At 74.9% G+C, this 19,018-nt stretch carries 18 protein-coding genes; 10 read left to right on the top strand and 8 right to left on the bottom strand.

Annotated elements, in window-relative coordinates:
* Nucleotides 1-66: 66 nt before the first annotated feature.
* The 5 genes from ABT048_RS38480 to ABT048_RS38460 all read left to right on the top strand — a co-directional run bounded on the left by ABT048_RS38480 (nucleotide 67) and on the right by ABT048_RS38460 (nucleotide 4,598).
* The gene (locus ABT048_RS38480) at nucleotides 67-1,164 is read left to right on the top strand and encodes an IPT/TIG domain-containing protein (protein WP_350526292.1); all 1,098 of its coding nucleotides are present in this window, start codon (nucleotides 67-69) and stop codon (nucleotides 1,162-1,164) included.
* Between the two features lie 226 nt (nucleotides 1,165-1,390).
* Nucleotides 1,391-1,924, top strand: a complete 534-nt coding sequence (locus ABT048_RS38475; RefSeq protein ID WP_350526291.1) for a hypothetical protein — start codon at nucleotides 1,391-1,393, stop codon at nucleotides 1,922-1,924.
* Between the two features lie 152 nt (nucleotides 1,925-2,076).
* Nucleotides 2,077-2,853: a LamB/YcsF family protein gene (locus ABT048_RS38470; RefSeq protein WP_350526290.1), complete on the top strand. Its 777-nt coding sequence runs from the start codon at nucleotides 2,077-2,079 to the stop codon at nucleotides 2,851-2,853.
* A 149-nt stretch (nucleotides 2,854-3,002) separates the two neighbouring features.
* Nucleotides 3,003-3,599, top strand: coding sequence for a 5-oxoprolinase subunit PxpB (pxpB, locus tag ABT048_RS38465; RefSeq protein WP_502894126.1), 597 nt, complete (start codon nucleotides 3,003-3,005; stop codon nucleotides 3,597-3,599).
* A gap of 135 nt (nucleotides 3,600-3,734) precedes the next feature.
* Nucleotides 3,735-4,598, top strand: a complete 864-nt coding sequence (locus tag ABT048_RS38460) for a 5-oxoprolinase subunit C family protein (RefSeq protein ID WP_350526288.1) — start codon at nucleotides 3,735-3,737, stop codon at nucleotides 4,596-4,598.
* Nucleotides 4,599-4,753: 155 nt separating this feature from the next.
* Here the strand turns inward: ABT048_RS38460 and ABT048_RS38455 are convergent, their stop codons facing one another.
* Together ABT048_RS38455 and ABT048_RS38450 are read right to left on the bottom strand one after the other, a co-directional pair.
* Nucleotides 4,754-5,677, bottom strand: coding sequence for an aminoglycoside phosphotransferase family protein (locus ABT048_RS38455; protein WP_350526287.1), 924 nt, complete (start codon nucleotides 5,675-5,677; stop codon nucleotides 4,754-4,756).
* Between the two features lie 122 nt (nucleotides 5,678-5,799).
* Entirely contained in the window at nucleotides 5,800-6,567 is a 768-nt protein-coding gene (locus ABT048_RS38450; protein ID WP_350526286.1) for an alpha/beta fold hydrolase, read from the bottom strand.
* A gap of 129 nt (nucleotides 6,568-6,696) precedes the next feature.
* Between ABT048_RS38450 and ABT048_RS38445 the strand changes: the two genes are divergently transcribed.
* Complete coding sequence (locus tag ABT048_RS38445) at nucleotides 6,697-7,230, top strand: PadR family transcriptional regulator (RefSeq protein WP_350526285.1); 534 nt, start codon at nucleotides 6,697-6,699, stop codon at nucleotides 7,228-7,230.
* A gap of 169 nt (nucleotides 7,231-7,399) precedes the next feature.
* Here ABT048_RS38445 and ABT048_RS38440 read toward each other — a convergent pair whose 3' ends face one another.
* A complete protein-coding gene (locus tag ABT048_RS38440) occupies nucleotides 7,400-8,002 on the bottom strand; it encodes a DUF4396 domain-containing protein (protein WP_350526284.1) in 603 nt (200 codons plus the stop codon).
* A gap of 143 nt (nucleotides 8,003-8,145) precedes the next feature.
* On the opposite strand from ABT048_RS38440, the gene ABT048_RS38435 reads away from it, so the two are divergent.
* Together ABT048_RS38435 and ABT048_RS38430 are read left to right on the top strand one after the other, a co-directional pair.
* Nucleotides 8,146-8,889, top strand: a complete 744-nt coding sequence (locus ABT048_RS38435; protein ID WP_350526283.1) for a class I SAM-dependent methyltransferase — start codon at nucleotides 8,146-8,148, stop codon at nucleotides 8,887-8,889.
* Between the two features lie 301 nt (nucleotides 8,890-9,190).
* Complete coding sequence (locus ABT048_RS38430) at nucleotides 9,191-10,033, top strand: undecaprenyl-diphosphate phosphatase (RefSeq protein ID WP_396553102.1); 843 nt, start codon at nucleotides 9,191-9,193, stop codon at nucleotides 10,031-10,033.
* A 148-nt stretch (nucleotides 10,034-10,181) separates the two neighbouring features.
* On the opposite strand, the gene ABT048_RS38425 is transcribed toward ABT048_RS38430, so the two are convergent.
* Nucleotides 10,182-11,693, bottom strand: a complete 1,512-nt coding sequence (locus tag ABT048_RS38425) for a HEAT repeat domain-containing protein (protein WP_350526281.1) — start codon at nucleotides 11,691-11,693, stop codon at nucleotides 10,182-10,184.
* Between the two features lie 287 nt (nucleotides 11,694-11,980).
* On the opposite strand from ABT048_RS38425, the gene ABT048_RS38420 reads away from it, so the two are divergent.
* A complete protein-coding gene (locus ABT048_RS38420) occupies nucleotides 11,981-12,556 on the top strand; it encodes a hypothetical protein (protein ID WP_350526280.1) in 576 nt (191 codons plus the stop codon).
* A gap of 128 nt (nucleotides 12,557-12,684) precedes the next feature.
* On the opposite strand, the gene ABT048_RS38415 is transcribed toward ABT048_RS38420, so the two are convergent.
* On the bottom strand, nucleotides 12,685-14,166 hold the full coding sequence (locus tag ABT048_RS38415) for a DNA-binding protein NsdB (RefSeq protein WP_350526279.1): 1,482 nt from the start codon (nucleotides 14,164-14,166) through the stop codon (nucleotides 12,685-12,687).
* 517 nt (nucleotides 14,167-14,683) lie between these two features.
* Here ABT048_RS38415 and ABT048_RS38410 point away from each other — a divergent pair.
* Nucleotides 14,684-15,922 (top strand): aminoglycoside phosphotransferase family protein, encoded by a 1,239-nt coding sequence (locus ABT048_RS38410; protein ID WP_350526278.1) that lies wholly within the window; start codon nucleotides 14,684-14,686, stop codon nucleotides 15,920-15,922.
* Between the two features lie 78 nt (nucleotides 15,923-16,000).
* Here ABT048_RS38410 and ABT048_RS38405 read toward each other — a convergent pair whose 3' ends face one another.
* The 3 genes from ABT048_RS38405 to ABT048_RS38395 form a co-directional block, all read right to left on the bottom strand.
* Nucleotides 16,001-17,185: an acyl-CoA dehydrogenase family protein gene (locus ABT048_RS38405; protein ID WP_350526277.1), complete on the bottom strand. Its 1,185-nt coding sequence runs from the start codon at nucleotides 17,183-17,185 to the stop codon at nucleotides 16,001-16,003.
* A 536-nt stretch (nucleotides 17,186-17,721) separates the two neighbouring features.
* A complete protein-coding gene (locus tag ABT048_RS38400) occupies nucleotides 17,722-17,805 on the bottom strand; it encodes a putative leader peptide (RefSeq protein WP_350526312.1) in 84 nt (27 codons plus the stop codon).
* Between the two features lie 116 nt (nucleotides 17,806-17,921).
* The gene (locus ABT048_RS38395) at nucleotides 17,922-18,416 is read right to left on the bottom strand and encodes a hypothetical protein (protein ID WP_350526276.1); all 495 of its coding nucleotides are present in this window, start codon (nucleotides 18,414-18,416) and stop codon (nucleotides 17,922-17,924) included.
* Nucleotides 18,417-19,018: the final 602 nt, after the last annotated feature.

Genomic DNA, 19,018 nt, shown 5'->3' with positions numbered 1-19,018 from the left:
GCCATTCTCGAACCGACATTCGAGAAACCCGTGGGGGCCGCGCAATGGTTCGGTGATGATCGACCTATGATCACCCGACTGGCCAAAGCCGGCCTCGCCGTCGCGCTGTCCGTGACCACGCTCACCACCGGTGCCGTCCTCACCGCCGGCGCCGCCGCGGCCGCGCCGGCAGCCAAGGCACCGACCACCAAGACGCCGGTCACCAAGACGCCGACCGCCGCGGCTTCGACCTCCGCGCAGCACGTGACCGTGTCGCAGAGCGGGAACTACCCTGGCGGCTTCTTCAAGACCGGCAACATGTCGGCGAGCTGGGTGTCCGCCGGCACCGCCGACCTCACCGGCCCGACGCACTTCACCGTCGACCTGCCGCCCGGCGTCACCACCGACGGCGCGATGTTCTACTCCACGCCGTACGACTACACCTTCACCACGACCCTCTCGCCCGACCACCGTCACCTGGAGGCCGTCCTCACCGGCACCCGGGTGGTCGGCAAGAGCGAGTTCATGAAGCTCAACCTGAGCACCACACCCGGCGTCCCGATCACCGGCGTGATCACGGTGACGGCCGCCAACCCGAACGACACCGACCCGACCGGCCACGTCTCCCGCTACGACCTCGGCACCGGCGGCTACCTGCCGGCGACCGTCCAGGCCGCCCCGGCCGTCACCGGCCTCGACACCACCACCGGCCCGGGCACCGGCGGCACCGCGGTGACCGTCAGCGGCAGCAACCTCGCCCACGGCATGGTGCTGGTCGGCGGCGTCCCCGCGCCCGGCACCTGCACCGACACCGCCTGCACGGTGACCACGCCGGGCGGCTCGGGCAGCGCTCCCGTCAGCGTGGTGACGCCCGGCGGCACCGCCGCCGCGCCGGCCGGCTTCGACTACACCGGGGCCGCTCCCCCGGCGCCGCCCGCGCCGGCGGTCACCAGCCTGAGCCCGGCCACCGGCCCGGTCGCCGGCGGCACCCGGGTGAACGTGATCGGCAGCAACCTGACGTACGGGACGGTCGCGTTCGGCGGGGTGCCGGCCACGCACGTGTCCTGCGGCCCGTCCTTCTGCACCGCCACCGCTCCGGCGGGCTCCCTGCCGGGGGCGGCGAACGTCACGGTCACCACGGCGGGCGGGACCAGCACGCCGGTGACGTACACCTACACGGCGTAGCGGCCACCGTCGGTGCCCGGGTGCCTCGGCACCCGGGCACCTTCGCGTTTCCGGACACTTCGCGGGCCTCCCGGGGGGCGCCGAGGGGTTCCCAGGGCCCGACCGGAGTCCGCCAAGGGCAGCCGGAGGGCCGCGAGAGGGGGAGTTGAACATGTTCAAAAGAAGGGTCTAGAGTCGGTTCCGCGCAGACGGGACAAGGCTCCGCCTGCAGTTCGGAGGTGCAGAGGTGTACGAGACGGACGACGACCCCGCGGTCGTCCTTCGCAAGGTCCGGCGTTGGCTGTGGTTCTTCCTGGTCTGCCTGGTGCTCAGCGGTCTGACCGCCTTCCCGCTGGAGACCGAGACCCGCCTGCTGGTCGACTTCGTGACCGGCCCGGCCGCCCCGCTGGCCGAGCACTTCCCCGCCGCGACGGCCTGGTTCGTGCGGGTCCACACGGGCATCGTCGAGACCGACGAGCGCTACCCCTTCCTGGCCTACGGCACCGACTGGCTGGCCTTCGCCCACCTGGTGATCGGCGCCGCCTTCTGGGGGCCGCTGAAGGACCCGGTCCGCAACATCTGGGTGATCCGCTGGGCCGCACTGGCCTGCGGAGCCGTCATCCCACTGGCCCTGATCTGCGGGCCGCTGCGGGGCATCCCGCTGGTGTGGAGATTCATCGACATGTCGTTCGGAGTCTTCGGCGTCATCCCGCTGCTGCTCGTGCTGCGCGCCCTGCGTCCGCTGGAACGTTCCTTCGCGGAACCGGCGCCCGCGCGCTGAGCCGACCCGGCCCGCAGGCCCCGTGTGGCGCCGCCCCGGGGCGTGCGGGCCCGGTCGCACGCCGAGGGCCCGGTGGGGCCCGGGTCACGGACAACGGCCTTCACCCGCAGGCCCTACCATCTGGCTCAACAGCTGCTGGGAGGCGGACGGGCGTGGCCGATGCGGTGATCGATCTCAATGCGGACCTCGGCGAGGGGTTCGGACGCTGGACGCTGACCGACGACGAGGCCCTGCTGTCGGTGGTGACCAGCGCCAACGTCGCCTGCGGCTTCCACGCCGGAGACCCCTCGACGATGCGCCGGGTCTGCGCACTGGCCGCCGAGCGCGGCGTCCGGATCGGCGCCCAGGTCTCCTACCGCGACCTCGCCGGCTTCGGCCGCCGCGCGATGGACGTCCCCCCGGAGGAACTCGCCGACGAGATCGCGTACCAGATCGGTGCCCTCCAGGTCTTCGCCCGCGCCGCCGGCTCGAAGGTCTCCTACGTCAAGCCGCACGGCGCCCTCTACAACCGGGTGGTCGCCGACTCGGACCAGGCCGAGGCCGTGGTGGCCGGCGTGCTGCGGGCCGGCGCGGTCTGCGACGGTCCGCTGCCCGTCCTCGGACTGCCCGGCTCCCGGCTGCTCCAGGTCGCCGAGGGCGTCGGACTGCCCGTGGTCGCCGAGGCCTTCGCCGACCGGGCGTACACCCGCACCGGCACCCTCGTCCCGCGCCGCGAACCCGGCGCGGTGGTGCACGACCCCGAGTCGGTGATCACCCGCGCGGTCGACATCGCCCGGGACGGCGCGGTGGAGGCCGTCGGCGGCGACCGGATCACGGTCGAGGCCCGGTCGCTCTGCGTCCACGGCGACACCCCCGGCGCCGCCCAGCTCGCCTGGCGGGTGCGCGGCGCCCTGGCCTCGGCCGGGGTCCGGGTGGAGGCGTTCACGTGACGGCCGACAGCGCCGACGGCGACGCCGGCCCCGGCGACAGCGGCGACAGCGACAGCGGCGGCAGCAGCGCCGAACCACGGCCTGACGCTGCGCGGCCGGGTGGATCGGGGCAGCCGCTCGGGCCGGTACGGCGGGTCGGCGAGCGGGCACTGCTGATCGAGCTGCCCGGCACGGCCGAGGTCACGTCGCTGTACGGATGGCTGCGCGAGCAGCGGGAGGCGGGCGCGCTCGGCGCGGTCGAGGAGCTGGTGCCGGCCGCCCGCACGGTACTGCTGGACGGCGTCGCGGACGTCGACGCCGTGGCACGGCTGTTGCGCACCTCCCGTCCGACGGCGGCCGCGGCGGCCGGGGCGGAGCGCGGGCCGGCGCTGGAGGTCCCGACCGTGTACGACGGCGCCGACCTGGCCGAGGTCGCCGCACTGTGGGGGGTCTCCGAGGAGGCGGCCGTCCGGATCCACACCGAGCCCGAGTACGTGGTCGCCTTCTGCGGCTTCGCCCCCGGCTTCGGCTACCTCACCGGGCTGCCCGGCCGGTACGAGGTCCCGCGCCGGGCCACTCCGCGCAGCTCCGTGCCGACCGGCTCGGTCGCCCTGGCCGGCCCGTACACCGGGGTCTACCCGCACCCCTCCCCCGGCGGCTGGCAGCTCGTCGGCCGCACCGCGCTCCCGCTCTGGGACACCGACCGGGACCCTCCGGCCCTGCTGGCGCCGGGCGTCCGGGTCCGCTTCACGGCGCAGCGCGGGTGAGCGGGCCGGGCCGATGAGCGGGCCGGGCGGGCGGCGCCGGCTCGGCCCGCTGACGCGGCACCGCATCGGACCGACGGCCGGGAGGATGGGCGAAGGGCCGTTCGGAGCTCCGGCGGCCGACGGGAGGAGACGGCGATGAGCGAACTCGTGGTGGTGCGGCCCGGACCGCTGACCACGGTTCAGGACCTCGGGCGGCGCGGGGTCGCCCACCTCGGCGTGCCCAGGGCCGGAGCGCTGGACGAGCCGGCCCTGCGGGCGGCGAACCGGCTGGTCGGCAACGAGCCCGGGGCCGCCGGGCTGGAGACCACCCTCGGCGGGGTCGCACTGCGGGCCGTCGGGACGGTGGTCGTCGCGGTCACCGGCGCACCCGCGCCCGTCCGGGTGGACGGGCGACCGGCGGCGTGGGGCGCGCCGGTCGTGGTGCCGGACGGCGCCGTGGTCGAGGTGGGACCGGCGACGGACGGGGTGCGCGGCTACCTGGCGGTGGCCGGCGGGATCGCCGTTCCCCCGGTGCTCGGCAGCCGCTCGGCGGACCTGCTCTCCGGCCTCGGGCCTGCCCCGCTGGCCGCCGCGGACCGGTTGCCGGTCGGCGCCGCGCCACCGTACCGGGCCCGGGCCGAACTGGTGCCGCTGCCCGCTCCCCCGGCCGAACTGGTGCTGCGGCTGCGGCTCGGGCCGCGCGCGGACTGGTTCACGGCGGAGGCGGTGGCCCGGCTGGGCCGCGACGGGTACCGGGTCTCCTCGACGAGCAACCGGGTCGGGCTGCGCACCGAGGGCCCGGCGGTCGCCCGGGCCCGGGACGGTGAACTGCCCAGCGAGGGCATGGTGTCGGGCGCGGTGCAGATCCCGCCGGACGGGCAGCCGGTGGTCTTCCTGGCCGATCACCCGACCACCGGGGGCTATCCGGTGATCGGTGTCGTCCCGGCCGCCGACCTCGCGGCCGCCGCGCAGGCCCGGCCGGGGACGCCGGTGCGGTTCGTGCCGTTGCGGGAGCGCTGACGGCGCTCCTCGGTGCGGTTCGTGCCGTTGCGGGAGCGCTGACGGCGCTCCTCGGTGCGGTTCGTGCCGCCGCGGGCGCGTCGACGGCGCTCCTCGGTGCGGTTCGTGCCGCCGCGGGCGCGTCGACGGCACGCCTCGGTGCGGTCCGGTGCGGCTCAGCGTCCCAACAGCACCTCGGCGATGGCCCGTTGGGCCGGATCCAGCGCGGTCTCACCCTCCTCGGCCGCCCAGGCCGCGTTCTGCAGCACCCGGGCGAGCGTCCAGGCCGCCGCGACCTCGCGGTCCAGCTCCAGCGCCTCCGTCAGGAGGTCGAAGCGCCGCCGCAGCGCCCCTGCGAGGTCTCCGGTGGCCACCGCGTCGTCCCAGCGGTTGCGCAGCGCCGGAAGCAGCTCGAAGCCGGGGTGCCCGGCGAGCGGCTTGGGGTCGATGGCCAGCCAGGGGGCGCGGCCGCTGCCCGGGAGCGGGGCGAGGACGTTGCCGTAATGGAGGTCCCAGTGGAGCAGCCGGTCGCCGGGTTCGGCGCGCACCTCGCGGAGGGCGGCCACGCAGTCGGCGAGCAGGCGGCGCTCCTCCGGATGGTCGAGGGCGGCGACGGCCGCCGCGGCACGGTCCGACAACCGAGCCGCCAGGTCGGTCAACGTCCTAAGTTCCGGGGGAGCTTGACGTTTCGTCAATTCGCTGAGCAGATCGGCGATCACGCGCACGGCCGCGAGATCGTCGGGCAGCGCGAGGAGCGAGCGCGTCGGGTCCAGGCGCTCCAACAGCATGGAGCCCGAGTCGGGTTCGTGGTCCAGCAGTCGCACGGCGCCGCGCCCGCCCCAGGCCCGGAGGGCGAGCGGTTCGCCGGCCGTCTCCTCGTCCACGGGCTGGAGCTTGAGCACGGCACGCGTCCCGTCGGCGCACCGCACGGGCAGCACCAGACCGACGACGCCGTGCGAGGCCGGCCCGTCCGGGCGCAACTCCCACCGGTCGAGCAACTCGCGGGCCAGGGCGGGCAGTCGGAGCGCCCAGGCGCGGCCCGTCGCACCGAGGAACTCCGTCAGGGACGCGGCCAGGGCGGGCGGGACCTCGACGGTCATCGGACGGTCTCCTCTCGGGCGGTCTCACGGGACGGTCCGGTCAGCCTAGAACGGCCCGGCCGAGGCGGCGTGGTCGGCACGGGGCGGCCGGGGCGGCGTCCATCGCCCCCGGCCGACCAGGGTCAGGCCCCGAGCCCCTCCGCCGCGGCGGCGGCGAAGCCGTCCGGGTTGTCGAGCATGATGTTGTGCCCGCAGTCCGGGACGGCGACCACCCGTACGCCCGCCGCGCGGAGCCCGTCCGCACCCGCCGGCTCGCCGTCCGCCGCCGGGTGGAGGAAGGTGCGCGGGAGGTCGAGGCCGAGCAGCAGCTCGCGCATGGTCGGGACCGTCGCGCGGGCGACGTAGCAGGCGCTGCGGTAGAGCGCTTCCGGGCCGGCCAGCCGCATCGTGGACCACCAGAACCGGCCGACCCGCTCGGCGACCTCGGCCCGGCCGCCGGCCAGGAACTCCTCCTCGGTGTAGCCCGCGATGCCGCTGCTGCCGAGCCGCTGCCGGTCGGGCGCGATCGGGTCCAGGTTGGCGTCCACCAGGACGAGCCGCGAGACCAGACCGGGGTGCCGGTGCGCGAGGACGATCGCGACGGCGCCGCCCATGCTGTGGCCGACCACCTCGACCCGACTCGGCCCGGCCGCCCGCACCGCCGCCGCGACCGCGTCGGCGTGCTCCTCCAGCGTGTACCCGAAGTCCGTCGGGCGGTCGCTGATGCCGAAGCCGAGCAGGTCCATCAGCAGCGAGCGGCGCCCGGCCAGCAGCGGGTGGGCGGCGGCCGCGGCGAAGTAGACGGGCGATGTGGCGCCCAGACCGTGCAGGTAGAGCCGGGCCGGCTCGGCGCCGGGCAGTTCGACCCAGCGGATCAGGTCGCCGCCGGGGGTGACGGGGGCATGGCGCATCGCACGGACTCCTCTTCCGGAAGGGGAACACCGGGGGCTCCCGGGAACGTCGAGACCATACCTCGCCATCGAGGTACCCCGCATTCGATATACCCGCGGATCGAGGAATGGCCGTGAGAGGGTGGCCCCATGTTCAAGCTCGCGATCCTCGGGTTCCTGTACGACCGGCCCTTGCACGGCTACGAGCTGCGCCGCCACCTCTCCGCGCTCTCCGGGCACGTCCAGCCGATCAGCGACGGAACGCTCTACCCCGCGATCAAGCGCCTGGAGACCGCCGGACTCCTGACCCGCCGGACCGAGCCCGGCAGCGCCGCCGCACCCCGGCACACCCTGCACCTCACCGAGGCCGGCCGAGCCGCACTGCTCGACCAGTTGCGCGAGCCCGAGCAGTTGGACATCAGCGACGAGAACCGCTGGTTCACCCTGCTCGCCTTCCTGCGCCACCTCGACGACCCCACCGCCCAGGCGGCCGTGCTCCGCCGCCGGCTGGCGTTCCTGTCCGAGCCGGCGAGCTTCTTCTACGACGGCGACCGCCCGATGGGCGCCGAGGAGTTCCCCGACCCGTTCCGGCGCGGCCAGCTGCTGATCGCCCGCGCCACCACCGAGGCCGAACTCGGCTGGCTGCACGCGACATTGGCGGAGCTTGAGGGCCGCGAGGGATAACTGGGCGCACCGGAAGGCGCCGCTGCCCGCACCGGCCGGCGAGCGGTCGGTACGGGCAGCGGGCGGAGATCTCCGGCACGTATTCCGGAGTGCGATCGGCACCGGCTGGTGCGCAATCGGTGCCGGTGGATGGCCGACGGGTGCGCGATCGGCACCGGCGGGTGGCCGATCAGTGCTGGTGGTAGGCATGGACCACGGCGTGCCCGCGCCCCCGGCCGATCATCCACCTGTTGACCGGCACGGTCAGCCCGAAGGCCAGGACGAGCGAACCCGCCAGTGACACCCAGAACAACAGGTCGCCGAGGCCCGCGTCCATCGCCCCGGGGACGGTGACCATCACGGTGTTGTCGATGAGCTCCATCACCAGGATCGACACCGTGTCGGCGGCCAGCGCGACCTTCACCGCGGCCCCGACGTCCAGACCGGCCTTCAGCACGCCGCGCATGGTCAGCGCATAGCCGAAGACGAAGGCCAGCAGGATCGAGACCACCACGGTCGCGCCGTTGTGCAGGCCGAAGGCGGTGCCGAGGACCATGCCGAGGATCTCGCCGATGGCGCACCCGGTGAGGCAGTGCAGGGTCGCCTGCGCGGCCGTCCGCCAGCTCGTTCCGCCCCCGGCGGCGGCGTGGTGGTCGTGCCCGCCCTGCCCCTGGTGACCGTGCCCGCGATGGTCCTGCCCGGGCCGGCCGTCCTGTCCATGGTGGCCGTGCTGCTCGTGCTGCTCATGGTGACCGTGCTGACCGTGGTGCTCGTGCTGTGCGGGGTGTGCCATGTCGTCCTCCGCTTGCCCCGGCGCCCGTCCGGCGCCGCTTCCCTCGCTCCGTCGGTGATCGAAGTTATACCCCCTAGGGGTATCTCGCAAGCCCCGGAGACGCCCCCTTCCCCCGCCCGCCCATCCGTGTTCGGATGAGGGGCATGACTGACGACCGCCGCACGGGCTACGACGGAACGGGCGAGGGCGCGATCACGCCGGACGGCTGCGCCGTCGAAGTGTGGAGCCGACTCCCCGCGGGCAACGCCCCGGACGTCATCGAGGCGGCGGTGCCGCCCGGCGCACACATCCTCGAACTGGGCTGCGGCGTGGGCCGGATGACGCACCCGCTGACCGACCGCGGCTTCACCGTGACGGCCGTGGACGAGTCCGCCGAGATGCTGGCCCGGGTCCGCGGGGACGTCCGCACGGTGCACAGCCCGATCGAGCAACTGGACCTCGGCGAACGCTTCGACGTCGTCATGCTCGCCTCCTTCCTGGTGCACGCCGGTGATGTGACGGTTCGTCAGGGATTGCTGGAGACGTGCCGCCGCCACGTCGCCGAGGACGGCTGTGTGCTGGTGCAACGCGAGGGCGAGGACTGGCACCTGACCGTGCCGCGCGAGACCGCGATCGGCCCCGGCGCGTGGTCCCGGCTCGTCTCCGCCACTCCGGTCGGCGACGGCGTGAACTCCGTCCGCTGCGAGTACGAGTTCCCGGACGGCGTCTGGACGCAGACCTTCCTGTCCCGCCCGCTCAGCACCGAGGTGTTCGAGCAGGCCCTGGCCGAGGCCGGCCTGACGGTCGAGCACTACCTGACGGAGGACCGCACCTGGGTCCGGGCGCGCCCCTCGGAGCGGGTCCCGGCGCAGGCTTCCGAGCAGGCCGGGGAGCGGGCGTCGGAGTAGGAGCGGCCCGGACGTAGCCCCGGACGTAGCCCCGAACGTAGTCCCCGATGCAGACCCCGGACGGAGCCGCGGACCGGGGCGCCCCCGCTGCGCGGCCGGAAAGGGCCCTGCACGCAAAGGCCGAACAAAGGGTGAACAAAGAACTGTCACTTTCACCCCGTACCATCAGCCGCGCGCCGGGCGCGCGCGGCCTGCGGGCCGGGCGGGTCGCGGTCGTCCGCACGCCCCTTCCGACCCGCAAGGACCCGCCCATGCCGCCCCTGCCCACTACCCGACGGATACCCCCGGCGGGTGCCCGGTGATCGACTGGTTCCACGGGGCCGTCCTCGGCCTGATCCAGGGGCTCACCGAGTTCCTGCCGATCTCCTCCAGCGCCCATCTGCGGGTCTTCTCCGCGCTGCTGGGCTGGGACGACCCGGGCGCGGCCTTCACGGCCGTGACCCAGCTCGGCACCGAGACGGCGGTGCTGATTTACTTCCGCAAGGACATCGCCGCGATCGTGAAGACCTGGGCGCGGTCGCTGGTCCGCCCGGCACTGCGCTCGGACCCGGACGCCCGGATGGGCTGGTTCGTGATCATCGGCACCCTGCCGATCGGCATCCTCGGCAAGCTGTTCCAGGACACCATCGAGACCCACCTGCGCGACCTGCGGATCATCGGCACCACGCTGATCGTCTTCGGCCTGATCCTGGCCTTCGCCGACCGCACCCGCGCGGTCCGCCACGCCCGTCCGATCAGTGACCTCACGCTGCCGCACGCGGGCATCTACGGCTTCGCCCAGGCGCTGGCGCTGATCCCGGGCGTCTCCCGCTCCGGCGGCACGATCAGCGCGGGCCTGCTGCTCGGCTACAGCCGGGAGGCGGCGGCCCGCTACTCGTTCCTGCTGGCCATCCCGGCGGTGCTCGCCTCGGGGACGCTGGAACTGTTCAAGATCGGCGAGGGCCCGGCACCCGCCTGGGGTCCGACCGTGCTGGCCACCCTGATCGCCTTCGCGGTCGGCTACGCGGCGATCGCCTGGTTCCTCAAGTACATCTCGACGCACAGCTTCATGCCGTTCGTGGTGTACCGGGTGCTGCTCGGCGTCCTGATCGTCGGACTGGTGGCCGGCGGCGTCCTGACCCCGGACGCGGGCTCGGTGAAGTAGAACCGCGTTTCAGAACCAGCGCGCCGCAGGATCACCGCGGCTCGGAACCGCCACCTCCGAGGAGCGGCGCGGATCCGGCCGGACGGCTCCGGAGAAAGCAGTGGGCCGGGACACCCGACGGTGTCCCGGCCCACTGAACGTCGAGGACCTAACGCCCGAACTCCCGGGCTGCGGTCAATCGGCCGCGCACGGCGGCGTGGACCTCGGCCTCCTCGGCCGGGTCGGCGGCGAGCCTGCGCAACCGCTCCAGCACACGCGCGTCGCCCGTGGTGGCGACATGGCGCGCGGCGAGCTCACGCGTGGACTCCTCGCAGTCCCAGAGGCACTCGACGGCGGGCCCCTCGGGGAAGTGCACGTCGGTGGTGGCGAGCGCCCGGGCGGCACGTCCGCGCAGCTCGGAGGAGGCCGCCTCCCCGTAGATGTGGCGCAGGACCGGTACGGCGTCGGCGGCGGCCAGCCGCCCCGCACCGTCCACCAACGATCCGAGCCCGGTACCGGAGACCCCCCGCACGGAGACCCAGCGGCGCAGCCCGGCGACCACCAGCGGCGCGTCCTGCGGCTCCCCGGCGTCGGCCAGCAGCTGGGCGGCGGCCTCGCCGAGCGCGCTGTCCGCGCCCCCGGTGGCCGGGTCGGCCCAGCGGCGGGCCTGCGCCAGCACCTCGGGACCGCGCATCCGGCCGAGCAGCTCCAGGGCGGCCCGGACGATCCGGTCGTCCACGTCGGCGGCGGCCGCCTCGATCAGCTCGACGGCGGCCGGGTCGCGTTGCTCGACGAGGTGGCGCAGGGCCGCGCGGCGGGCGCCGGGCAGGCCGCTGCGGGCGGCCTCCAGCAGCAGCGGACGGTCCTCGGGCCGCACGACGGCGGTCAGGCAGCGGGCGGCCGCGGCGGCGCGGCGGTCCACCGCGTCGGGGCCGCTCGGGGAGTCGGTGTCGCGCGCGGGCTCCGGCCGGGCGTCGGGCCGGCCGAGGAAGGCGCCGGCACCGAGGCCGCCCAGGTCGCCCTGGTCGGCCCAGGCCAGCACGTCGGCGGTGGACCAGCCGGGGGTGACCCCGCTGCGGTTGACCTGGCGCTGCCAGAGGTCGAAGGGGGACTGCTCGGCGGCGGCCGCCACTCTCGGGTGGTAGGCCGCCCACAGCCGCCACGGCCGGGGCTCGTACGCGTTGCGGATGAACTCGCGCAGTTCGGCGTCGCCCTCGGGGCCCGGCGGGAAGTGGTCCAGCACGGCGGTGCCGAGCAGCAGCAGGCCGCGGTCGTCGTCGCGCAGGGCGAGCTCGTCGAGGGCCCAGGCCCAGTTGGCGCCCGTGGCGGCGTACTCGCGCAGCATCAGCAGCGCGTCGCGCCGGCCGTACGCGGCGAGGTGGCCCAGGACGGAGAGGGCGAGGCCCGTGCGGCCCTCGTCATCGGTGACGAGGTCCTCGGCGGAGTGGAGGTGGTCCTCGATGCCGTCGAGGGGGGCTTCCAGCTCCATGTAGAGGCGGGCGTAGTAGAGGGAGCGGCTCTCGACCTGCCAGTCGGCTCGCGGATCCCTGGTGACACACTCCTCCAGCGCGGCGATGGCCTCGGCACGGTCGGCGGCCAGCGCATGGAGCTGCCCGTCACCACGGCCTCGCTGCAGGAGGCCTAGGAGGCTGGCACTGGGTGCTATCACTGGCTCGAACATGAGGTCAGCATCCGTTGCGGCGGTCGTAGTGGCAACGGGATTTCCGTCGCCGGGGTCTCTGGTCGGTACTGCGGTGGGCGCCCGGGCGCCGGAATCACCGAAGGTTACCGCCTCGCGCCCGCTTCCGCACACAGGGCGACGGAGCCCGCTGCCACAGTGGCATATGCCAGGGGAATTTTGCCTGCGATCTGTCCAAATCGCCCACGAGGGTGAGGACGTTGTGCGACAGTCTTCTCACTACCCGAGGGACCCGCACAAAGCGGGCCGAACCGAGCGATGGACCCGTCATGAACATGCCTTTAGGCGCCGCCCGCCCGCCGGGCACCGCCACGGTGGACGGCGCCCCGGCGGGCGCGAACGGCTCCGGCGCGAACGCCTCCTGCGCAGCCGGCCCGGGTACGGACCGAGCGGAGCGCGCCGCTGACGGGACGGGCGACGACGGCAGCGGCGGCGACGCCGACAGCGGAACGGACGGCAGAGTGGACGGCACGGCGCAGGAGCCGTCCGGCCCCTACCTCGGCGGCGACGGCGAGGACGGCGTCCTCGGCTCCGCCGAGTGGGACCTGCTGACCGACGGCGTCCACTGGAACGCGGAGACCTTCCTCCTCCTCGGGTGCGACCCGGACCACGGCCCGCTCAGCCTCGACCGGCTGCCCGACCGCCTCCCCGAGGCGGACCGGCCGCTGCTGCGCCGGATGATGACCGACGCCCTGGTGCACGGCCGCATCGCCGCCGGCACCCTGCGGATCCGCCGACCCGGCGGACGGCACGACAGCGTCGAGTGCTCGGGCGAACCCGTCCTCGGCTCCGACGGCACCGTCACCGCGCTGCGCATGCTGCTCCGCCCGGCACCGCCGGACTGAGCCACGGCACGGCCGGGCAGACCCGGGCCGCGACACTGCCGGGCCACCGAGCCGAGCCGAAGCCAACCGAAGCGAATCGAACCACGGCACCCCGGCAGCCCCGGGGCCCCGCACGTCGGCCCGGCCCCTCAGGTCAGCCGCGGCCGGTTCTTGGCGTCCGCCGCCCGCAACTGCAGTCCCAGCTCGGCCCGCAGCTCGTCCACCACCGGCAGCCCCCGGTACTCCGCGGTCAGCCGGTACATCTCCCGCAGCCGGTCCCACGTCCGGTGCGAGGAGTTCTGGCCGATCAGGTTCATCACCATCTTGGCCTGCAGCTCCGCTGCGTCCGGCTCACCCGTGATCAGGTGCACCGAGGCCAGCGTGATCCGGTCGAACAGCGCCGAGCGCAGCTGCCCGGTGCCCTCCCGAAGGGCGATCACCTGCTCCGCGCGCCTGCGCGCCGTGGGCGCCGCCGCCCGGTCGTGCTCGGCCAGCGTGCGCAGCACCAGGGCCTGCATGCCGCGCAGTTCGGCTTCGTCGAACACCTGCATCCAGCACGGAGGCGGCTCCGGCGACTCCTCGGCGAAGAGGTCCTCGGCCTCGCCGAGCAGCCGGTAGGTGTCCTGGGAGTGCCCGATCGAGGCGTGCGCCCAGGCCTCGACGGTGTTCAGCATGGCGCGCGTTCTGGGCGCCGGCTTCCCGCCGGCCGCCTTGGCCGCCGCCATGAGGTCGATCGCGTCGTCGGCCCGGCCCAGGTGGACCATCTGCCGCGCGGCCCGGGAGATCGCCTCGCCGGCCCGCGGCCGGTCGCCGGACTCCTTGGCCGCCTCGGCCGCGATCATGAAGTACCGCTGGGCGGTGGGCTCCAGGCCCACGTCGTGCGACATCCAGCCCGCCAGCACCGCGAGGTTGGCCGCGACCGCCCACAGCCGCTGCTCCACGCCGGGCGGGTGCCGGTGCGTCAACAGGCCGCCGACCTCGTTGAGTTGCCCGACCACCGCCTTGCGCTGCAACCCGCCCCCGCGGGCCGCGTCCCAGGCCCGGAACACCTGCACCGAGCGCTCCAGCGACTCCACCTCGTCGAGCCCGACCGGGCCCGCGGCGTACACGTCCACCACCGGGCGCGCCCCGCTCCCGGTGACCACCTGTCGCGGCCCGGGCACGGAGGCCGCGTACGCGACGGCGTCCCCGCCCAGCCAGCCCTTCAGCGAGTCGGCGATGACCGCCCCGGCCGTGAGCGCGGCTCCGGCGCCCACCAATCCACGTCGGTTCAGCATGAGGTCCATTCCCGTGAACTCGGTGAGGACCGCGGCTGTTCGATCCGGCGACCATGGCACTGCTGCGGACGGCTCCGCTCCGGACCTGGTGGGCCGGTGTCGTTCCAGACCGAGGTCCTCAGTGGTGACGACACGGCCGAGCCGCTCCGTGAACACGGCTGCCAGCACCCTCGGCACCGGATCGCGCGGGATCTCCCCCTGCTCGATCCAACGCCGTACCCTCGAAGTGTCGGTGGACAGTTGCATCTGCCCCATCGCGGCACCACGGCGGTTGACCAGCCGCGCGAGTTCGCCCTTGGACCATCCGGTCAGGACGAACAGATCGGCGAGTCGGGTGTTGGGTCCCCTGCTCAATGAAGCCCCCAGGTTCCTCGGCTCCTTCGAGGCTAGAGGCTCCGGCAAGTGCCAGGCGAGCATTCGCCACCGTTCGCCAGGGCCCGCCAGACTACTAAGCCAGTGCCCGACGGGTGTGTTGTAGGGGTGCGCCACCTCGCCCCCCGGGTCGGACGGCGTCCCACCGGCGTCGGAGCAGTCCCCCGACGGTGTCACGGGACGCTCCCGGCACTCACCCGAGGGGGTGGCGCGGCCGGGTGGCGCGGGAGCGCCGGGCACGGCCACGGCAGTCCGGCCGACCGCATTCCCCAGGGTGCGGACGGCCGGAGCACACGCCGAACAGGGGTTCCTGACCCCGCGTCCGTGCCCGGCGCCCGCGCACCACCCGCCGCACCGCACCACCCGCCGCACCGCACCGCCAGCAATGCCGCACCACCCGCAGGGCCGCCGTCACGCCAGGAAGCACACGGCACCGGCCCTACCCCGCCCCCGCGGGGCCGCACCCCGCCGACGGACCGGAAGGGACCTCCCTCAGCCCATGTACTCCTCAGCGACGACCCCCACGCCGACCGCGACCCGCCCCGCGCTGCGCCCCCCCACCGCAGCCACCGGCCGACCCGGCCCCAAGCAGGTGCCCCCGGCCAGCCGCCCGGTGGCTCCGCGGGGCGTCGAGGGCCGGGCCACGGACACCCGGGTCGTCCCGACCGGCCGCACGGCACTGGGCCCCACCGGCCGTACCGCGCTGGGGCTGCGCGCACCCGAGACCGCTCCGCCGGTCGGCGGCCGGATCCCGCTCGCCCGCCAGGCCGACGGCCAGGTGCTGCGCGCCCGGCGGCCCGGCCAGCCCGGCGGGCCGGAGCGGATCGACCCGTCGGCGCTGCAGACCCCGTCGGTCCGGGCCGCGCTGGCCGGCGTCGCGCGGATATGTCCCGCGTTCACCCCGCGCCAGGTCCTGCGCGAGGGCAGCCGCCACATCCTGGTGGCGGGCACCATCGGGCGGGCTCCGGTGGTCGCCAAGTGCCTGGCGCCGCAGGCGGTGCGGAGTGAGTACTTCGAGCAGCTGGTGGCCGACTTCCACCACGAGGTCGCGGTCTACCGGGCGTTCGTCCGGCACCGCCCGCCGGTGCGGCTGCCCCGGCTGGTCGCGGCCGACCACGACCGCTGCGTGCTGGTCATGGAGCGCGTCCCCGGCCGCCCGGCCGCCCGGGAGCGCCACCCGGTCAACGCGCCCACCCCGGGCGAGGTGCGGGCGCTGCTCAACACCGTCCGGACGCTGAACCTGTGGCGGCCGCCGACGGATGTGTTCCAGCCGCGCCTGGACTACCAGTTGGAGATCGCCCGCTACCACTCGGTGGGCCAGCTCACCGACCGGGACGCCGGCGACCTGCGCGGCCTGCTGCACGGCCTCGGCCACACCCCGATGCAGCTGTGCCACGGCGACGCCCTGCTCAGCAACATGCTGCTGGCGCCGTCCGGCCCGGTGCTGGTCGACTGGGAACAGGCCGGCTGGTACCTGCCCGGCTACGACCTGGCGGTGCTGTGGAGCGTGCTCTCCGGGGACACCGCGGCACGCCGTCAGATCAGCCAACTCGCCCAGAGCGGCGGCACCATGGCCCGGGACGCGTTCCTGGTGAACCTGGTGCTGGTGCTGATGCGGGAGATCCGGCTGTACGACGTGCCGGGCGCTGGCGAGGAGCAGCGGATCATGATCCGCCGCCTCTACGACGACGCTGCGCTCGCCCGCCGGGCCGTCCGGGCGGCGGTCGGGACGCGCTGAACCGGCGTCCGCGCACGGCGGCCCCAGCGCCGCCGGCCGGGCCGCCACGGACCGGGCCACCACCGACGAACGGGCCCGTCACGGCCGGGCGCCACGCTCCAGGGCGGCCCGGCCGGCGGCGTCCAGGACGACCTCCTCGGCAGCCAGGTGCACCCGGCTGCTGAGCACGTCCCGCAGGTAGCGCTCCAGCGGGTGGCGCCGGCTCAGGCCGGGGTTGCCGGCCAGGGCGACGGCCTGCTGGACCGCCGCCGTCGCGGCCCGGGTGGCCAGCAGGTGGGCCGGACCGGTCCTGGCGACGGCGTCCGGCTCGCCCCGGTCCACCCGGGGGGCCAGGCCCTCGACCAGCTCCTCGGCGCCGATCAGCTGCGCCTCGATCTCGCCGAGCGCACAGCGGTGGCGGGACGGGGTGCCGAACGGCCCGGTCGGATCGGCCGGGGTGCGCCGGCCGAGGAAGCGGACCAGCCAGGACTCGGCGGCCCGGGCCACGCCGATCGCCACGGCGGAGAGGGCCAGATCGTGCCAGGCGCGCGACAGTTCGGCCTCGGCGACGCTCCCGGCGCCGTGCTCGGCACGGCTCCCGGCACCGGCACCGGCGGCGTGCTCGCCGCCGCTCCTCCCGGCGCCCTTCCGCGGCTCGCGGGTGCCGAGGCCGAGCGCGAGGTCGGCCGGCACCCGGACCCGGTCCAGCACGACGTCGTGGCTGGCGCTGGCGCGCAGACCGAGCTGGTCCCAGGTGGGGTCGATCTCCAGGCCCTCGCTCTCCCCGCGCACCAGGAAGGTGCCGGTCCTCGGCTCCTCCTCGTCCGTCCGCGCGGTCACCGCCATCCAGGCCAGTGCCTCGGCGCCGGTGCAGTAGGTCTTCCGACCGGTCAGCAGCCAGCCGTCGCCGTCCCGCCGGGCGACCGTCTCCGGCAGTCCGCCCGGTCCGGCGCCGGGCTCCGCCCGCAGCGTGTTGACCAGCGCGGGGCCGCGTCGGGACTCCGTGAGCAGCCGCCGGTAGCCGGCCGTCGGCCAGTCGGCGCGGCGGGCCTGCTCGGCGTGCCGGAGCAGGGTGAAGGCGGTGACCACGGCCACCGAGGCGTCCCCGCGGCCGAGTTGGGAGAGCACCCGGACGGTGTCGGCGAGCGTGCCGCCCGGTCCGCCGTACGCGCGGGAGACCGTGAGGGTGAGCAGTCCGGCCTCGTGGACCGCCTCGATGCCCTGGTAGGGGAAGGTCGCGTCGCGGTCGTGCTCCTCGGCGCGGGCGGCGAGCAGGTCGACCACCCGGGGCAGCCCGGCCAGGGCGTCCTCGACCGCCGCGCGGTCGGACGGCGACGGCTCGGTCGACGGCTCGGTCGGCGGGGAGGCCGGCCCGGAGGCCGGCCCGGAGGCCGCTCGGGAACCCGGGCGGCCGCCCGAGCGGGAACGGCCGGCCGGTCGGGAGGCCGGCGGGGAGGCCGGTTGGCCGGATTCGGCCTGTCCGGAAGTCGACGACGGCGAGGCGGCCCGGGAACGGGCGGCCGACGGACGGGGTGCCTCCTGACGGTCGGCGGGGGAACCGTCGGCAGGGCAACCCCCGTCGAGGGGGCCGTCACCGGGGGGCTGCCCCTCTGGCGCACGGTCGACGGGCGGACGGTCGGCGGCGCGGGTCGTCATGATGCGGTGCCTCCGGGCGGCAGCGTGGGCTCGACGGGCGGGCGGCACGCCCGTACGGGCGCGCGGTACCGACTGGCGGCCCCGGAGGTCGGTTCACGGCCCGCCCCCGGGTTCCGGCGCCGACCGGACCCGGCCGACACCCGCCGCCGGGGGACGGATCCCCCTCAGCGACCCGGACACGCCGCGCTGGCGGTACGCCGCAGGTCCAGATGCCTGCGACGGGTCAGCAGCGGGAGACGGCACGGCATGTTCGCGACTGTACGAACCGTTGATCGATACCGTCAAGCGGCGAACCGGCACCGGGCGGGCGTCGGCCGACCGGCCGGAAATCGGTGCCCGGGCCCCTCGGCGGGGCCCCCGGGAATCAGCCCTGCTGGAACATGTCCGCCGGGAGCGGCTTCAGCAGCTGATACAGGTCGTCCGAAATCGGTCGGTCCCAGGACGCGATGGTGACCAGGACGCCGTCGCTGCGGCCGAACTGGGCGCAGAACACGCGCTCCTCGCTGACCTTGACCTTCTTCACGATCAGCAGGTCGTCGCCGAGCATGACCGGGAAGTCCTCGGCCGAGACGAAGTCGACCGGCTCGTCGTTCTCCAGCGCCGCGAGCAGCTGCCGCACCTCGAAGGGCACGTTGTCGCCGGTCTCCCGGGCGGGCGAGCCCTCGGGGAGGTTGCCGATGAACATCGCCGGGCCTCTGCCGCCGAACAGGTCGTAGCGCAGGAAAATCCCCTGGCAGGAGCCGTCCGGGCCGGTCATCATGGCCGCACCGAAGTCGCCGGGCCAGTCGCCCGGGTCCATCGCGAGCACGTCGAAGTCCGGGCCGGCGGGCTGTCCGGAGCGACGGCGGAGAAAAGACATGGGAACATCGTACGTGTCCGGCACACCGCGCTCGCGAGGTGGGTGGGACACCGACGGGGGACGAGCGGGAGATCGACGCTCAGAGACCAATGTTGACTCTGAGCAACCGTCCGGGCTACGTTCGGTTCAGCACGACAGCCGTTCTGGGTTTCACCCTCCGGGGGGACGGCATGTCGCAACGCGGCCCTACACGCGTATCCCTCACTGTGCACTCGTCGTGCCGAACTGCCGAGCACCCAGCTTCGTCATCGCACACAGCACGAACACACAAGCCAACAGTTCCATGCATCACAAGCCAGATCCGCGGGGCCCCGGCCCGTCGCTCCCGTGGATCTGCTCGGGACGCCGCCGCGTGGGGGCGTGCGGGTCCCGAGCATCGGTGCCGGCCTCCGAGTCGCTCTCGGATTCGGCGCCAGCCTCCCGGCGACTGCCGGCCCCTCGTGGGCCGGGACCGGCCGACGCACCCCGGTGCGCAGGGGATGACTGGGAGGATGGCCTGGCAGCGCTGCCGGGCCGCACTGGCCGTCGACCCGCTCGGCGCCGCCTTCGGCCTCTGGCAGGCGGGCACCATCGAGGGCGCCGGCCTGGTGGACGAACCCGGT

It is taken from the genome of Kitasatospora sp. NPDC096140, assembly GCF_040303045.1.
In the GTDB taxonomy this organism is placed as follows: domain Bacteria; phylum Actinomycetota; class Actinomycetes; order Streptomycetales; family Streptomycetaceae; genus Kitasatospora.
This window is presented reverse-complemented; position numbering and strand designations above follow the sequence as displayed.

What these genes read in the sequence shown, in the direction of transcription:
- ABT048_RS38410 (WP_350526278.1), top strand. Translation starts at nt 14,684, where the DNA reads ATGTACTCCTCAGCGACGACCCCCACGCCGACCGCGACCCGCCCCGCG.
- ABT048_RS38425 (WP_350526281.1), bottom strand. Translation starts at nt 11,693, where the DNA reads ATGTTCGAGCCAGTGATAGCACCCAGTGCCAGCCTCCTAGGCCTCCTG.
- ABT048_RS38440 (WP_350526284.1), bottom strand. Translation starts at nt 8,002, where the DNA reads ATGGCACACCCCGCACAGCACGAGCACCACGGTCAGCACGGTCACCAT.
- ABT048_RS38445 (WP_350526285.1), top strand. Translation starts at nt 6,697, where the DNA reads ATGTTCAAGCTCGCGATCCTCGGGTTCCTGTACGACCGGCCCTTGCAC.
- ABT048_RS38460 (WP_350526288.1), top strand. Translation starts at nt 3,735, where the DNA reads ATGAGCGAACTCGTGGTGGTGCGGCCCGGACCGCTGACCACGGTTCAG.
- ABT048_RS38435 (WP_350526283.1), top strand. Translation starts at nt 8,146, where the DNA reads ATGACTGACGACCGCCGCACGGGCTACGACGGAACGGGCGAGGGCGCG.
- ABT048_RS38395 (WP_350526276.1), bottom strand. Translation starts at nt 18,416, where the DNA reads ATGTCTTTTCTCCGCCGTCGCTCCGGACAGCCCGCCGGCCCGGACTTC.
- ABT048_RS38400 (WP_350526312.1), bottom strand. Translation starts at nt 17,805, where the DNA reads ATGCCGTGCCGTCTCCCGCTGCTGACCCGTCGCAGGCATCTGGACCTG.
- ABT048_RS38450 (WP_350526286.1), bottom strand. Translation starts at nt 6,567, where the DNA reads ATGCGCCATGCCCCCGTCACCCCCGGCGGCGACCTGATCCGCTGGGTC.
- ABT048_RS38480 (WP_350526292.1), top strand. Translation starts at nt 67, where the DNA reads ATGATCACCCGACTGGCCAAAGCCGGCCTCGCCGTCGCGCTGTCCGTG.
- ABT048_RS38420 (WP_350526280.1), top strand. Translation starts at nt 11,981, where the DNA reads ATGAACATGCCTTTAGGCGCCGCCCGCCCGCCGGGCACCGCCACGGTG.
- ABT048_RS38455 (WP_350526287.1), bottom strand. Translation starts at nt 5,677, where the DNA reads ATGACCGTCGAGGTCCCGCCCGCCCTGGCCGCGTCCCTGACGGAGTTC.